Source organism: Paenibacillus sp. J22FR5 (genome assembly GCF_059691975.1).
On record NZ_JCAUAN010000003.1, the window covers coordinates 243040 to 256862 of the forward strand.

General features: G+C 37.1%; 17 protein-coding genes and 1 tRNA gene. 6 read left to right on the forward strand and 12 right to left on the reverse strand.

The features are described 5' to 3' along the window. Positions 1 to 33: 33 nt before the first annotated feature. The gene (locus tag AC58P7_RS07375; protein WP_497341322.1) at positions 34 to 1173 is read right to left on the reverse strand and encodes a hypothetical protein; all 1140 of its coding nucleotides are present in this window, start codon (positions 1171 to 1173) and stop codon (positions 34 to 36) included. 160 nt (positions 1174 to 1333) lie between these two features. On the opposite strand from AC58P7_RS07375, the gene AC58P7_RS07380 reads away from it, so the two are divergent. Next, positions 1334 to 2167, forward strand: coding sequence for an alpha/beta hydrolase family protein (locus tag AC58P7_RS07380; RefSeq protein ID WP_497341324.1), 834 nt, complete (start codon positions 1334 to 1336; stop codon positions 2165 to 2167). A gap of 219 nt (positions 2168 to 2386) precedes the next feature. On the opposite strand, the gene AC58P7_RS07385 is transcribed toward AC58P7_RS07380, so the two are convergent. The 3 genes from AC58P7_RS07385 to AC58P7_RS07395 form a co-directional block, all read right to left on the reverse strand. Then, entirely contained in the window at positions 2387 to 2845 is a 459-nt protein-coding gene (locus AC58P7_RS07385; protein ID WP_497341326.1) for a type II toxin-antitoxin system VapC family toxin, read from the reverse strand. A gap of 19 nt (positions 2846 to 2864) precedes the next feature. Beyond that, positions 2865 to 3161 (reverse strand): hypothetical protein, encoded by a 297-nt coding sequence (locus tag AC58P7_RS07390; protein WP_497341328.1) that lies wholly within the window; start codon positions 3159 to 3161, stop codon positions 2865 to 2867. Between the two features lie 611 nt (positions 3162 to 3772). After that, positions 3773 to 4633 (reverse strand): hypothetical protein, encoded by an 861-nt coding sequence (locus AC58P7_RS07395; protein WP_497341330.1) that lies wholly within the window; start codon positions 4631 to 4633, stop codon positions 3773 to 3775. A gap of 211 nt (positions 4634 to 4844) precedes the next feature. Between AC58P7_RS07395 and AC58P7_RS07400 the strand changes: the two genes are divergently transcribed. Beyond that, the gene (locus tag AC58P7_RS07400; RefSeq protein WP_497341332.1) at positions 4845 to 5102 is read left to right on the forward strand and encodes a helix-turn-helix domain-containing protein; all 258 of its coding nucleotides are present in this window, start codon (positions 4845 to 4847) and stop codon (positions 5100 to 5102) included. A gap of 192 nt (positions 5103 to 5294) precedes the next feature. Here the strand turns inward: AC58P7_RS07400 and AC58P7_RS07405 are convergent, their stop codons facing one another. After that, positions 5295 to 6758, reverse strand: a complete 1464-nt coding sequence (locus AC58P7_RS07405) for a tyrosine-type recombinase/integrase (RefSeq protein WP_497341334.1) — start codon at positions 6756 to 6758, stop codon at positions 5295 to 5297. 334 nt (positions 6759 to 7092) lie between these two features. Between AC58P7_RS07405 and AC58P7_RS07410 the strand changes: the two genes are divergently transcribed. Beyond that, a complete protein-coding gene (locus AC58P7_RS07410) occupies positions 7093 to 7659 on the forward strand; it encodes a recombinase family protein (RefSeq protein WP_497341336.1) in 567 nt (188 codons plus the stop codon). A gap of 50 nt (positions 7660 to 7709) precedes the next feature. Next, positions 7710 to 8048, forward strand: coding sequence for a hypothetical protein (locus tag AC58P7_RS07415; protein WP_497341338.1), 339 nt, complete (start codon positions 7710 to 7712; stop codon positions 8046 to 8048). A 646-nt stretch (positions 8049 to 8694) separates the two neighbouring features. On the opposite strand, the gene AC58P7_RS07420 is transcribed toward AC58P7_RS07415, so the two are convergent. From AC58P7_RS07420 to AC58P7_RS07430, 3 genes are all read right to left on the reverse strand, one after another. Then, positions 8695 to 9684, reverse strand: coding sequence for a hypothetical protein (locus AC58P7_RS07420; RefSeq protein ID WP_497341340.1), 990 nt, complete (start codon positions 9682 to 9684; stop codon positions 8695 to 8697). Between the two features lie 133 nt (positions 9685 to 9817). Then, a complete protein-coding gene (locus tag AC58P7_RS07425) occupies positions 9818 to 10027 on the reverse strand; it encodes a helix-turn-helix domain-containing protein (protein WP_497341342.1) in 210 nt (69 codons plus the stop codon). Positions 10028 to 10070: 43 nt separating this feature from the next. Further along, a complete protein-coding gene (locus AC58P7_RS07430; RefSeq protein WP_497341344.1) occupies positions 10071 to 10625 on the reverse strand; it encodes a helix-turn-helix transcriptional regulator in 555 nt (184 codons plus the stop codon). Between the two features lie 119 nt (positions 10626 to 10744). On the opposite strand from AC58P7_RS07430, the gene AC58P7_RS07435 reads away from it, so the two are divergent. After that, entirely contained in the window at positions 10745 to 11872 is a 1128-nt protein-coding gene (locus AC58P7_RS07435; protein ID WP_497341568.1) for a tyrosine-type recombinase/integrase, read from the forward strand. A gap of 168 nt (positions 11873 to 12040) precedes the next feature. On the opposite strand, the gene AC58P7_RS07440 is transcribed toward AC58P7_RS07435, so the two are convergent. Continuing rightward, a tRNA-Val gene (locus tag AC58P7_RS07440) sits at positions 12041 to 12113 on the reverse strand. Between the two features lie 247 nt (positions 12114 to 12360). On the opposite strand from AC58P7_RS07440, the gene AC58P7_RS07445 reads away from it, so the two are divergent. After that, positions 12361 to 12555, forward strand: a complete 195-nt coding sequence (locus AC58P7_RS07445) for a hypothetical protein (protein WP_028558119.1) — start codon at positions 12361 to 12363, stop codon at positions 12553 to 12555. Positions 12556 to 12612: 57 nt separating this feature from the next. Here the strand turns inward: AC58P7_RS07445 and AC58P7_RS07450 are convergent, their stop codons facing one another. The 3 genes from AC58P7_RS07450 to AC58P7_RS07460 all read right to left on the reverse strand — a co-directional run bounded on the left by AC58P7_RS07450 (position 12613) and on the right by AC58P7_RS07460 (position 13636). Beyond that, positions 12613 to 12903, reverse strand: coding sequence for a hypothetical protein (locus tag AC58P7_RS07450; RefSeq protein ID WP_497341346.1), 291 nt, complete (start codon positions 12901 to 12903; stop codon positions 12613 to 12615). 200 nt (positions 12904 to 13103) lie between these two features. Continuing rightward, on the reverse strand, positions 13104 to 13313 hold the full coding sequence (locus AC58P7_RS07455; RefSeq protein WP_497341348.1) for an alpha/beta-type small acid-soluble spore protein: 210 nt from the start codon (positions 13311 to 13313) through the stop codon (positions 13104 to 13106). Positions 13314 to 13474: 161 nt separating this feature from the next. After that, positions 13475 to 13636, reverse strand: coding sequence for a hypothetical protein (locus tag AC58P7_RS07460; RefSeq protein WP_497341350.1), 162 nt, complete (start codon positions 13634 to 13636; stop codon positions 13475 to 13477). Positions 13637 to 13823: the final 187 nt, after the last annotated feature.

Genomic DNA, 13823 nt, shown 5'->3' on the forward strand with positions numbered 1-13823 from the left:
CTACTCTGGATAATCCGAGAGTGCCGGGCTTCTTCATTGGATAATCGCACTGCGAATGTACCACCGATCTTGCAGGGAGGCACGTTCGAGATGAAAGAGAACGCGGCGGTTCGACACCGCGGATGCTCTTGCTGCCGTTGTCGTCACGTCGACAGCGGTGTTGAGTTCCAGGAGCTGGGACACGTCCCGCTCCTGGAACTTGGACAGGCGTCGCATGCTGCGCACATGCATTGCCTGTTCTTGACCTGTGGTGACATGCAGCAGCTGCAGGTCACCTTGGTGTGCGCCGCTGATCCATACGTCGATCAGCGCATAGGGCGAGAGCTTGCTGACATAGTCGTTCAGCAAGCCGGCGGCTCGGTGCACCATGACTTGGTGCGCCGGGTCCATGGAGCGGGAGCCGTGGGTTACGCTCCCCAGGAAGTGAATGCAGAAATGACCGTTGAAGTCATTTCCCGGTATCCCATCGCCGCCATGCGGCATGCCATGCATGGAAGCGGCCAGCGTGCGGCCATTCAGCTTCACTAGGACTGCACGGCGATCCCAGCTCCATTTGCCGCCATAAATGCTTTTGAGCGTCGCAGAGTCCGTTTTCGTAAGCGGCTGGACGTCTGCATGGTGGGAGCCGGCGCGACGCTGTCCTTCGAAGTGAAGGCCAGTCTCCACATCAAGGATGGTGAAACTACTATATTTGGGAAGAACGATGGAGGCTTCCTCCCAAGTGAGCAATTCGCCATAATGCTTGGCGCGAAGAGCCTGAACTTGCTCTCGAAGCGTTTCCTGCACTTTGCTGGGAAGCTGGAAAGTTTGCCTTGCAGCTAAATCAATGGCATCACCATTTGGGGTGACACCCAGAAGTAGGGTTTGATCCCTTTTGTGATAAGAGAGGGTCGTATCTGGTAGAAGTGGCTCTATATAAGCAACACCTGGCTTAGCCTCCTCTAATGCTCGTTGTAATGATTTATCAACAAATGTCGTTTCCGTTAGATAAATAGCTCTGGGAGATGTTTTGACTTGCAAAAGAATGCTTGCGGTATCAGTTACAGCCGCTTGCTGCATCGGCTCGACAGGCTGTGCCAGAGCGCTGTTGCTCATTCCTTGACTCAAAAGTTGAGCTAGAAGGAAGGTGGCAAGTAGTTGTCGCAGTCTGCTGCGATTTCGGCTTGAAAACATAAGGGCTTCCTCCTTATTCGTTTAGGGGTTACTGCCATAGTTAAGTGTTTGCTTTTTCACAAAAATTTATAAAGCTTTTAGCCGATTCCCTTGTCCGAGTTAGATTGTGATAAAATAACAAAAGTATACGAGTGATTGGAACGAAAGGAACGAAACTCACATGAATACATCTAAAGGAATACCATTTGAATTACATATTACTGACCAACGGGTTGTACGAGGCGATGTTTACAAAGCCAAAATTGAACCCAGTAAAGGTACATTACTCTTATGTCACGGCTATAAAGGCTTCAAAGACTGGGGCATGTTCCCGCATGTGGGGAGTGAGTTGGCTGAAGTTGTGGATGTTATTGCATTGAATTTTTCCCATAATGGCGTGGGTGAGACCCTGCTTGAATTCACAGAGCTTGAAAAGTTTGCACGTGATACCTACTCCAGAGATCTGGAGGACATCGAGGCTGTAATTGCAGATATTCACAAACAAGCTACGGCTGATAAACCGATACTCTTGCTGGGGCATAGCAGAGGGGCTGGCGTGAGTTTAATCTATGCTTTAGATCACCCAGAGGATATTGCTGGTGTCATCAGTTGGAATGGCATTGCTAATGTGGATTTATTAACGGAGGACAACAAAGCAGAAATGCGGGCTGCCGGCAGATCCTACACACTGAATGGACGAACAAAGCAGATGATGCCGCTTGATCTTGAGATCCTTGAAGATATGGAACAGAACCAAGAGCGTTTCGATATCATCAGCAGAATCAGTGGCGCAACCTTCCCAGTAACACTCATACAAGGTACACAGGATGGGGAACGTGGGATTCGAGGTTCAGAAAAGCTAGTTGCGAACAACCCTGCGATTAGGTGGGTAAGGATTCCGGAAGGGAACCATACCTTCGGTAGCGTTCATCCTTATCAAGGAGAAACGAAGCCGTTGAAAGAAGCCATCAAAGAAACGAAACGAGCGATACGGTGTATGTTGAAAATGGAATAGGGGTTTCCAATGGAGCTTTCTAGAAGTAGATGAAACTACTTTTGGAGGGACCGATCAATAAAACAAGGAGCAGCTGCCGCGGCAGAACTGCTCCCTTGTTGTTGAACTAAAGGTTTGCGTTAGTTATATGTTATCACATTCTCTTCGGCGTTACGTTAGGGGCTCACTCGTCGTTTATGACGGAAAAAGCACTTTACGGCATTTTAACGTTAAAGGCTATTAATTGGATGGAATGATTCGAATATCCTTATCCAAATTGGCAAGCATCATGAAATTGCGATTGAAAGTAAATATGCGTTTTACCTGATAATAGGACATGGTCACAGCAGTGAATGCTTCGCTGAGCGAGAAACGGAGCTCGGGCCTGTCCATAAGCAGTCTACGCGATTCCCCCTCAAATTCGGGGGCGCTGGAGATGACAGCCAACTTGCCTTTATTCACTGCTTTTTCAATTGCATTCAGAAAATATTCCGCCTGCTCATAGCTGTATTCATTACGAAGCCAATCGTGAAGATCAAATATAATGGAGTTGGTTGTCATGTAATTACGTTCAAGATCTTGCAAATCCAAAAACAGGGAACGGGCTTTCGCATAGCGGGGGTCTTCAGGGTTCATTAAAGCGGCTAAAGCTGTTTCATCCAGAAAAATTGCATCCCGAATATGCAAGTTGTTATCCATATATCAGCACTCCTTCATCCTATAGTTTGCAAATACCATCCAAATACAGAAGCGGGTTATCTTCCTTTTGATCCACTGAGATGGGGGTTGATTCGTATGGGGCGCTTGCCAGGTATTGGACAATGATTCCATTGACGATTGCTTGCACGGTCGTATGCTGCATATCGGCGATTGCTTTCAGCTCAACATAATATTGCGGATTGAGTTCAATAGTGCCTTCTTCTTGTTCTTCAGTTCTTGAAGAAATGAATTCAGAAGCGGTAGACTTCGCTTTTTCGAATTGATTTTGAATGAAGCGTTTGTAATTATTGGCCATCGTGATTCACTCCTTATGCATAGCTTTTATAAGGATTCGTCGAATTTTGTCGTTTTCAGGGGGTGCTATCGGCGGAAAACCAGATTCTGGCTTCCTCCAAGGTGATGGGTGTCTTGGGGAAATAAGTATTAGACTGACTCGAAAAATAGAAACAGCGGCTGCCATGGACGAGAAAACAGTCCTAAACAGCCGCAGTTTTATTGAACTATCTTGAATCTGTAGGTGGAATAGGAAGTGTTATTTCATAGGAAAGATCAATTTGAACTAATAATTTCTATTTGGTATCTTTCTCGTACTCAAACCACTAAAATAAACATCTGTTACATGTATATTTTAACTGCTGTATCAAATACAAAAAAACCGTGTAGCGCAAGGCTTCACGGGTTTCTGTTACATATGACCTGTAGTGGGCTCGAACCACTGACCCCTACCCTGTCAAGATCAATTGCAAATGATTTCTAATTATTGAGAAAACCCGAGAAGCCTTCTGTATCAAGGTTTCTCGGGTTTTCATTACCTTCTTGTGTTCTTTAGTACATGAGTTGTTATTTCTAATATGTTGCCAGAAATGATGCCAATTCTAGAATCAAAATGAAATCACTATTCCCTAATCATTTCACTTCTTGAAGCTTCTTTTCATAATCTTGTGCGTCTAAACGGCTCTTGTTGTATTTATCATTATCTGTAAGTTTGTAAATTTTATCTAAGAGTGAATGCGTCAAATTCATATCTTCTTTCCCGAAATAATAAGCCATGCCTAGAAAATATTGGGGATACACAATTTTGGAATTTACAATGAAATTCTTGACTTGCCAACCCATTACATAGTTTGCTTGATTTGCTTCCACTTCTACAATTTCATCATCCTTTGGCATTGGATACCCAACATCTTCAAAAAATTTTAAGTCCTTTGATGTGGAACTTCCGTTAAACGATACTTGCCCAAAATCTCTAGCCGCTGTATCTTCGTTAAAATGGCTATCTATATAGGATAATACTTCTTTCAGTTTTGAAGTATAATCTTTATTTTGCGCTTTTAGTTCATCTGCTTTGACTAGTGTTGCTTGGGACTCCGCTTTACTTCCAAGAACTGTACCTTTATTTAATCCTGTGTACAGAGAAAGGGCTGTTGTAAAAGTAGAATTAACCTTTGAAGAATAAATAATTGATTTAATAATATACACGTTATAAACATACTTGCTGTCAGGAAAATCATTAATAGTTAGATCAAGAAAATCAATTGCCCGATTATAGTTTCCATTAGCTAGTTCATCTACAGCTAGTTTGTACGGTGGTGGAATCGTTTCTTCCTTTGGTTTTTCAACTTCTTTGATTTCTGTCTTAGTTATTGGTGGAGTATCAACTTTACTACTTGAAACCATTGTATTGTTACCATTTGACACATTAGATTGACAACCACTCAAAATAGCCACAAAACATAAACCAATTAAAATCCCGCTAGGCTTCCTCAACGTGAAATGTCCTCCTCTATAGTATTGCATATACTAATTTCCCAATCCCCTAACTTGTTTACACCGCAAAAATCATACCTAAGACCTCCGCCAAAAGAACTATTTTCAAATATAGCACAGAAGTTTGTTAATTTAAACCATTTTGTAGGATACTTCTTCTGTTGATTTTAGACTCGGTGATCTGATAATGATTCAAAAAGAGGTTGTACCTTTGCGGAAAATCATTATCATTAAGTCTATAATGGGTAAGATCATAAAGACTCGCAGAATGAAACAGGGTTTGAGCCAAGAGGACTTGGCTGGAATCTGCGAAGTTGATCGAAGCTACATCAGTCAGTTGGAAAGAGGTTTGAATGAGCCTTCCGTCAGCAAGTTATTTGAGTTGTGTGACGGTTTAAAAATGAAGCCTTCCGAGTTTATGCGCTTGGTGGAGTTGGAGTATCAGAAAATGAAGGATAGTAGTAATTAAGGGTAATCTTACAAAAATCAAATCGTGATCGTTTCGTTTTTTTTGCTATTTGCTGGCGTTCCTGAAGTGCAGTAGGGTTTTGTGATCTTCAAGTTACTCAAAACGGTAAAAAGTACCCCCCGTGGGTTCATTAAACTTAAAAAACCTGTCCACTAGCGACAGGTTTTTGCTTTTTATAGTGTTATGAATTGGTTACAACAAACTACCTAATTCTCTTGTGAACAATTCAATATATGGATGCCTTTCATCAAGCTTCTTTACTTCGGTTCTTTCTAAAATGCTTTCGGTAGTAATATAAGTGGATAAGGAAGATAGTGATAACCCTGTTATAGCGATTATTTCCTCTACTGTGAAACCTACCTCAAACAATTTTTTAGCAAGCATACCTTTTAACTTTTCAGGATTGACTTGTATCTTGTTTGTGTTAGATTCTCCTGTTAAAGATTTGGATGCTTTATTAATTATAAAATTAATTTGTGATATTTCTATTGGTTGCTCTGAATACCCTGCATACTTTCTTGCAAAAAAGTAATCACTGTTAAAATTTTCATCCCTTTTGTTATCGATATAATTTTTTATCCTGTTCATAAACTCTTTTGGGAATACGAATATTTTATCTTCAAACTTAATTGTACGGCTATCGTAGTTTATATCACTTAATTTCATATTTGCTAGATGTTCCCTTTTTAGTCCACAGTAAAGACATAGTAGAAACATTAACTTGTTTCTTTCAGACTCTCTAGGTTTGTCATATCCATCCAATATGCAATCAATATCTTCGATTGTTAATGAAAGTGAATCTTCAGTATTCTGCAATCCGTATATCTGAACTAATTCTTCATCGGAAGTATTAAAATTAAACGGGTTTTCTGTTAAAAGCTTATTCTTTACAAATAGATCATAGAAGTTCTTTATGTGTGCATATCTATTTTTTATTGTTACTATAGAAGATATATTTTTTCTATCTTTATTTCTCTTACTTTCCAAAATATCATATTTATTGAACTCTTCGAAGTCTTCTAAACTCAAATGTTTTAGTTCTCTAAATCCTACATTATTTTCTATATAGTTAAAATATTTATCAAGTGTTTCGTTATATCTTGTCCAAGAATTGAAATTATCTCTTTCTTTCAACTTAAAAACTTGGTACTGTTTTAGTAGTTTTTTGTAATAAGAATATTTATTTTTAAACAAATAGTTGAATGTAAAATAATTAAAAATATCAATATCAAATTCATTGAAAATGTTGAACCTTAATACTTCTTTATCTTTATACTCTCCCTTAATCTCATTATTGACAAGTACGTAATCTTTACCGTTTGTCAATATTCCCCACTCTAAGTTCTTTGAATTGAGGTAACTTGTCAATTGGTGTAAATCCTTCGGACTAATCTTATTTATTAAAGCCTTTTTTACCTCTACGAAAAGAATTTGCTTATCATCTTTTCTTATAGTTATATCCACGATAGCTTTACCTTTAATAGCGTGATTCTGTGAAAACTGCCAATCTTCTTTAAATCCCAATAATTTTAAAAATGGCTTTACTAATTTATCACTTGTATTCGCTTCATTTAAATCATCTTCATATTTACTATTTTGAAGTGAGATATACCTTTCCTGTATTTTTTTAATTTCCGCAGTAATTTCTAAAGTCACTTTTACACCCCACAGACTGTGTAGCCATTGAAAACTCTAATAATCATTCTCCATTTCCCCCTTATTATCCTGCGGTGGAAATTTAATGATAGCAATTTTTCAGTTTTTTCACAGATAAGGCTAGGTTGACAAGATTCAAGTCTTAATAGAAGTTACTTCTATGTTTCAAAAAGTACACTTTCCTTAACGCTTTTCATGCATCGGTACAATGAGGGTTTAAGGTGTATCTATAAGTCCTATAATATTTTAGAAACGTATCAAAAATAAAGTTGACTTTTTGATACAATTCGATAGATAATAGCCTTAACCAAATCCATCGGAAAGGCGTGGAAATATGAAAGTTGCATACATAAGGGTAAGTTCCCAAGATCAAAACGAGCAAAGACAAGTTGAAATGATGAAGGAACATGGAATTGAGAAGTCATACATTGAAAAGATAAGCGGAGCAACAAAGGAAAGACCTAAACTCATTGAAATGCTATCATTTGTTAGAGAAAGTGATACGATCTATATTGAATCATTTTCACGTTTGGCTAGGAATACAATGGATTTGCTTTCTCTTGTCAAAGAATTATCAGATAAAGGTATAGCCCTTGTTTCATTGAAGGAACGCATAGATACATCTACTCCTTCAGGAAAGCTAATGCTTACAGTTTTTGGCGCATTGTACGAGTTTGAACGTGATTTAATCAAGGAAAGGCAAAAAGAGGGGATAGCTGTTGCAAAGGCGAACAACAAGCAATTAGGTAGACCTAAAGTTATGATTACAGAGGATTTCAAAAAGGCGTACAAGCAATGGAAGGAAGGCACAATAACCGCTGTAAAAGCAATGGCGTTATCCAAGCTAACCAAGCCCACATTCTATAGGCTAGTCAAGGAATACGAAAGCAAAATTGGGTAATAGTAATAATTGAGATGTTTAGTAATTTAATGTACATTGGAGGGAACACATTGAGTATTCCACTATCTACAATTATTAAAGTAAAAATCATGCACAATGAAACACTTAGAGTTAGAAATGAACTTATTTATAATGACCCAATAGACAGCAACTTGGTTCATGATATTGCTTTTGCTTACGCAATTGGTTTAGAAGATGTTCAAAGCTTAGAATTAATGAACAAAGATATTATAGAACATGGGTTTAACCCAGATATGAATAAAGTTGTCCATTACGTTTTTTCAAATGACAAGGGCAATATGAAAATTGAAGTATACCTCACAGAAAAGGTAGAAACTATAACTAGGGACATACTAAAAGTAATGACCTTGAATGATATGACTGGTTAAGATCATGAGAATACATGTTTCCGTAACATTTAAACTGGTTTGAATAGTTAATCCATCGAATACATGTTCACAAAACCAAGTGAGTTATAGTTACTTACTTGGTTTTTCTATTTGGACAAACCTCTCCAATAATTTACATTGATAATCCTATTTCTACATTGGCATTGACTGCTTCTGATGATTCCGTATCGTAGCTAGTAACATAGTTGGAGCGATTGGAGACTCAATTTAAAGGCTGTAGGATACCTCTAGCACTGGCTCTGCGCTCTCGCTCCCTCTTTCATGCCTTAATTATAGTGGAGGATGAAATATGGCTCAAAGAGCGTACTGAAGCGTCTTACGGTGAATGCTTTAAATAAACTCAAATTCTATACAAATGGCTATTGATTAATATAACTTGAAATCATAACGAATTGGGGTTATTAGAGTTGTTTTATGACTTTTGAACAAGAAATCTAGGGATTCAAAGGGGTGAAAAGCCATTAACTACAGGGTATTCTAAAAAGGTATGATATTAGGGGTATATATAATACATTCTAAATAATCCATTTTTTTTAGTTAGTATAATATATAGAAGTGATAATATAATACAAGGAATATTAGGTTGTATTATATATACACCGAATATCGTACCTTTAACAAAGACTCAATTGATTGCTAAAAAAGGGTCGCTTGTGTCCGTATCGTCAATAGAAGCCGCTTCTTTTTTGCGTTCAATGTGTTGTTCAATAGTTAAAACTCGTCTTATACGATATTTCGTATTTCCGTCTGAAAACTTGTTAAATTCATTGGTCTTATATTTGCTTGCTTTTTTTTCATGATCTGATATGTTTATGACAAAATCGCTAGGCTTGCAACTAACCATATTATAGTATTTTAATTCATTTAAATACTTATTAAGACTAGTTGCTAATATTCCTGTTTGTTCGGACAATGCTTCATGAGAAATATCAACTCCATTGTACATGTCATTCTTATGCCTAAGAAATGAGTAAAGGTAAAAGCCAATACAACCTAACTTCTTGTTTGACATACAAAATGAAAATACGTCAAAAAAAGCTTTATGAGTGTTATCAAAATTATAAAAAGTTCCGTCGATTTCTTCAGAATCACTATTACGCTTAAAAGCCTTTACTGGAAACTTGATCTTTGAATTCAAACCAGTTCCTTGTTTCAGAAATTCAATTTGCATGCTTTTCCCAACTCTAGTTTCCAAATCATCGTTAGGATTAAATTTTGCGTTCTCCAAAATTTCATTAATAGTAATAAATGTTGGTTCATTATAATCTCCGTGATACCACTCGACAGGATAATTTTTTGTCGTTTCCGTGTATCCAAGCCGATCTAAAATGCCGCCTTGTTTGATAATATAATCTATTGTTTTGTTAGTAGAGGAATATCCTAAAATAGTTTTTAAAATGGAAACTTTTAATAGGCGATTGTCAACATATTTTGTATTTCTATACATCCATGTTATTAGATAGTAGAATGAGTAGGCAAATGCAATATGTTTACTATCCACCAATTCTTTACATTTAATTAAATCTTCAAATATTTCATTTGGTAATTGCAAAACAGCTTGTTTTTCATTATAAAATAAAAGTTCGTTTAATTGTTTTTTTTCCAGTAGTTTCATAATAATTCCTCCTTGTTTTTTGAAAAACTACACACTGAATAGCCCTCACAAGAGTTTGAGAAGGTTTCAGTATTCTTTTAAGCATCAATTTGAATCAGGATTGGAGTAAGGCATCCTTATCAGAGCCTTATTTTCAACTTCCATTTAACCACTTAACGAATACTTCTTTGGAGACTAATATCTTTTTTGACATTCTAACAACGTGGAACTGATTAGAATTAACTAACTCATAAGACTGTTGTCTGCCAATTCCCAACGTGTCCTGAATTTGTTTAACGGTTAAAACCGCAGGCAATTCATCCAGATTCTTCAATGCAATTTTTTCTAGTAACTGATTCGTCATATTTGCCATCTCCTTTAGTAGTTTTGAGTTCTTGGTGTCAAAGTTATTCGTTGTAATCTTCATTTAAAACAATATCTGCAAATAAACCCTTATTATTACTTTTGTTTTTCTCGATAATTCTTAACATTTTTTGTAGTTCTCTTATTTCATGATTATTGGATTCATCAATAATCAATCCAAAGCGAACTAACAATCCAAGTGGGTTGTTCTTTTTTTTGTTTTTTTGGTCTGAAATCATTCGCGTTACAAGTTCATTAAGTATAAGAGTATCTTCATCATAGGCTAATTTGTTTAACTTGGAGACAATAGCTTCCCTTTTGTCATTTTCTGATGATTCAATGAGCATTTGACCTAGTATTTGAAATTTTTCTTGAACAACTTGCAGTTCAATCTTGTTGCTATCAAGTTCAGTTGAAAATATATCATCAACGCTTACATTAAGGAATTCAGCAATTTGTTTTATCCTTTGTTCGGGTATCTTTTCATTAGGATTGTTTTCCCATAGGCTTACAACTTGTTTCGTTATTCCTAGATATTCTGCAACTTGTTTTTGGGAGATGTTCTTTAGCTTACGTATCTGCTTCAGATTATTCTTCATGTGATACCTCCGTGTAGATGTGATTGGACAAATCATAGCATCTACTTTACTTGTGGTCAAGTATTGTATTTCTACTTTACTTGTAGTAAGGTAAAGTAGAAATACAAGCAAAGGAGATGCTGAAAAAAATGGCAGTGTTTAAAGATGAAAAGGCTAAGAAAAACCCGTGGTTCTACGTTCTAGAGTTAGGAAAAGATGGAAATGGGAAAAGGAAGAATAAGAAGAAACGGGGATTTAAAACGAAGAAAGAAGCTGAAAAAGCTTTAGTGGAAGCACAAAACGCATTTAATAAAGATGAATATGTTGAGGAATCGAAGTTATTGTATAAGGATTATTTAATTAGATGGTTAGAGGATAAGCAAACGAGAGTGAAAAAATCGACCTTGGAAACTTATTCATTTCTCGTAAACAATCATATCATTCCTTACTTAGGAGGTATTACGTTACAAAAGATAACTCCAATGATGATACAAGATACTTACAATGAATTAAAGAAACAAAAGAAGCTTTCTGACGAGAACATTCAAAAAGTTCATACGTTAATCAATGATTCTCTAAAGAAAGCCGTACGGTGGGAACTAGTCAAAAAGAATGTAGCTTCATTAGTAGATAGACCAATGGCTAGAAAAACAGAAGTTAAAGTATGGGACGTAGATGAAGTCAGACAATTCCTAAATATTTCTAAAAGTAGCAGGTATCATATTGCGTTCATGCTTGCACTTACAACTGGAATGCGTCAAGGTGAAATACTAGGCTTACGATGGAATGATATTAACTTTGAAGGTAATTCATTATGTGTAATCCAAACACTTAGCCATGACGGTAAAGAACTAGTTGCGGATACTAAGAACAAAGCAGGTAAGAGAAACATTGCATTGCCAGTGGAAACAATTAGCGTACTAAGGATACATAAAAAGCGCATATTTAGTGAGAAGAAAGAAAATGAAGTTATGTATAGGGATTTTGATCTTGTAGTTTGTACTGAAATAGGAACTCCAACTAATTCAAGTAATATCAGGAGAACATTCAACAGCCTGATAAGTCAAGCAAAAGTTCCAAAGATTCGATTTCATGATTTGCGGCATACACATGCTTCACTACTTCTGAAGCAAAATGTTAACCCGAAAATTGTGTCAGAGAGACTTGGTCATGCTGATGTAAGAATAACGTTAGATACTTACAGCCACATTATGCCGAGTATGCAAAAAGAGACAGCAGAAGCATTTGGTAAGATGATTTTTGGTTAAGCGTTACAAATCACTACGATAAGGATGATGCCAATTCAGTATTCGAAATTGCTTTAGTATAGTAAAGGTTGCCAAAATGTTGCCAAAGAGCAAATAGGAGAGATTATGTTGAGAGTGTCGGGGTGTAAAACAAACAAAAAACCCTTACGTAGTAAGGGTTTCTCTGTATGACCTGTAGTGGGCTCGAACCACTGACCCCTACCCTGTCAAGATAGTGCTCTCCCAGCTGAGCTAACAAGTCGTTTATGGATACAGTTAGTAATATACCAAGAATTCGAGAGAATGTCAATTGATGGGCATCATTTTTGGGAGCAAAAGGGAATGCTCTTCGTTGGTTATACCATGTGATGTCATAGTAAGATGTCAGCCCCTCTGGTAAAGATTGTGAAGTAAATGTACTACATTCATGCGATGTTTCCTAGTATAGCTTTCATCTTGCGTGAATTTATGGTAACTTGAGATCATTAGAGTTTGGGAGGAAAAAGGTTATGACGAAACAACAGCATCGTTGGAATTTGCGATTGAAGAGTAGTAATGTGTATTTAGGCACAGTGTATCTGGGAGATCCTCTTCCAGAAGTGGAAGATGTGATCATGATCGGTGAGAAGAAATATACGATCCTTGAGCTAGGTAGTACGCGTGATGCAAGTGATGTTTTTGTAGAAGAAGTTAAGAAGAAGTAGTGGAAGTAATGGAAGTAGTGAAGGAGCAGATCTCATGATCTGCTCCTTCATTTTTTGTTAAGTAAGATTATATAAGGAGGCAAGGCAATCAACAAACATTTTGTTATACTCTTCGCGGGAAAGATCTTTGCTGCACGAAATGTCTCTTCCTAAAAATTGAAACCAGGTAATTTCCGTTTGATTTTTTTTGTAAACAAACTTGTCATGCTGAATGAGGAAGGCTTCATTTTCGAAAAAAGGGACCTTGTCAAATTGAAGTGCAGGTTCGTTTTGTTTTTCGCTAACTAGCGTGGCCAATAGAATTAACATGCGGTAAGGATCGCGGAAAATTTCATATTGCGTGGTCATCGGTTCAACACTCCTTTTTTCGGGTATGGGGCAAGGTAATCATACTAAATGTAAGAGTCCAATTATAGATGTTTGGGGAAACTGGTTAGGAAATTGAAGGGAAATCGGAGGATATTCAAGAAAAAAAGAAAAAGACTGAAGGTCACTCTAAGGAGGATCGAGTGATTCAGTCTTTTCGAGCTTGCTCCTACATCAAAGGATTAGCGTTTGTAGCCGCCGAGAGATTGTTCAGCCATTTGCACTAATCGTTTTGTGATGTTGCCACCGATTGAGCCAGCATCACGTGTAGCTAAATTACCGTTGTAACCAGAAGGGGAGAGAGGGACACCAATTTCCTGAGCGACTTCATACTTCATTTGATCAAGTGCTGCCTTTGCTTGTTGTACGACTAAAGTGTTAGATCTAGCCATTCAAAATCATCTCCTTTTTTTTGGTACACCAGTATTATTTGAATGTTCAGAATATTTATTCGTGGAAATTAAAAAAAAATAAATTATTTTTATGTAAAATCAATAAACCCCCAACGGTTAAGTTGAGGGGGATATTTGATCATATTATGATAACGGTTTCATTATTCTTCATCGGATTGTTCGCTTTCTTCCTCTGCAGCAGCCGCTTCTTCAATCGCTTCAGCGATTTCTTCTTCAGCCTCTTGATTCACCACTTCTTCAGTGGATTCAGCAGAGATTTCTTCTTGTTCATTTTGTGATACTACTTCTTCCTCTTGGCTCATATTTGTCACCTCCTCTGATACGTATAGTAACATTGTATCAGTTTTACTAGGTTATACAAGTAGGCCGGGAGCCAATAGAAGAGATTTAATGTAATCTTGATTCGTTTGTCATTTCTTAAGGGAAAGGTAGTGCGAAAGAACTCGGAATAGGAAAGAAAACCTGGTATTTCCGCCGGTTTCAGCGATT

Bases quoted from the DNA above. Each gene is read 5' to 3' on its own strand.
- AC58P7_RS07375 (WP_497341322.1), bottom strand. From the start codon at position 1,173: ATGTTTTCAAGCCGAAATCGCAGCAGACTGCGACAACTACTTGCCACC.
- AC58P7_RS07380 (WP_497341324.1), top strand. From the start codon at position 1,334: ATGAATACATCTAAAGGAATACCATTTGAATTACATATTACTGACCAA.
- AC58P7_RS07385 (WP_497341326.1), bottom strand. From the start codon at position 2,845: ATGGATAACAACTTGCATATTCGGGATGCAATTTTTCTGGATGAAACA.
- AC58P7_RS07390 (WP_497341328.1), bottom strand. From the start codon at position 3,161: ATGGCCAATAATTACAAACGCTTCATTCAAAATCAATTCGAAAAAGCG.
- AC58P7_RS07410 (WP_497341336.1), top strand. From the start codon at position 7,093: ATGAAAGTTGCATACATAAGGGTAAGTTCCCAAGATCAAAACGAGCAA.
- AC58P7_RS07420 (WP_497341340.1), bottom strand. From the start codon at position 9,684: ATGAAACTACTGGAAAAAAAACAATTAAACGAACTTTTATTTTATAAT.
- AC58P7_RS07425 (WP_497341342.1), bottom strand. From the start codon at position 10,027: ATGACGAATCAGTTACTAGAAAAAATTGCATTGAAGAATCTGGATGAA.
- AC58P7_RS07430 (WP_497341344.1), bottom strand. From the start codon at position 10,625: ATGAAGAATAATCTGAAGCAGATACGTAAGCTAAAGAACATCTCCCAA.
- AC58P7_RS07445 (WP_028558119.1), top strand. From the start codon at position 12,361: ATGACGAAACAACAGCATCGTTGGAATTTGCGATTGAAGAGTAGTAAT.
- AC58P7_RS07450 (WP_497341346.1), bottom strand. From the start codon at position 12,903: ATGACCACGCAATATGAAATTTTCCGCGATCCTTACCGCATGTTAATT.
- AC58P7_RS07455 (WP_497341348.1), bottom strand. From the start codon at position 13,313: ATGGCTAGATCTAACACTTTAGTCGTACAACAAGCAAAGGCAGCACTT.
- AC58P7_RS07460 (WP_497341350.1), bottom strand. From the start codon at position 13,636: ATGAGCCAAGAGGAAGAAGTAGTATCACAAAATGAACAAGAAGAAATC.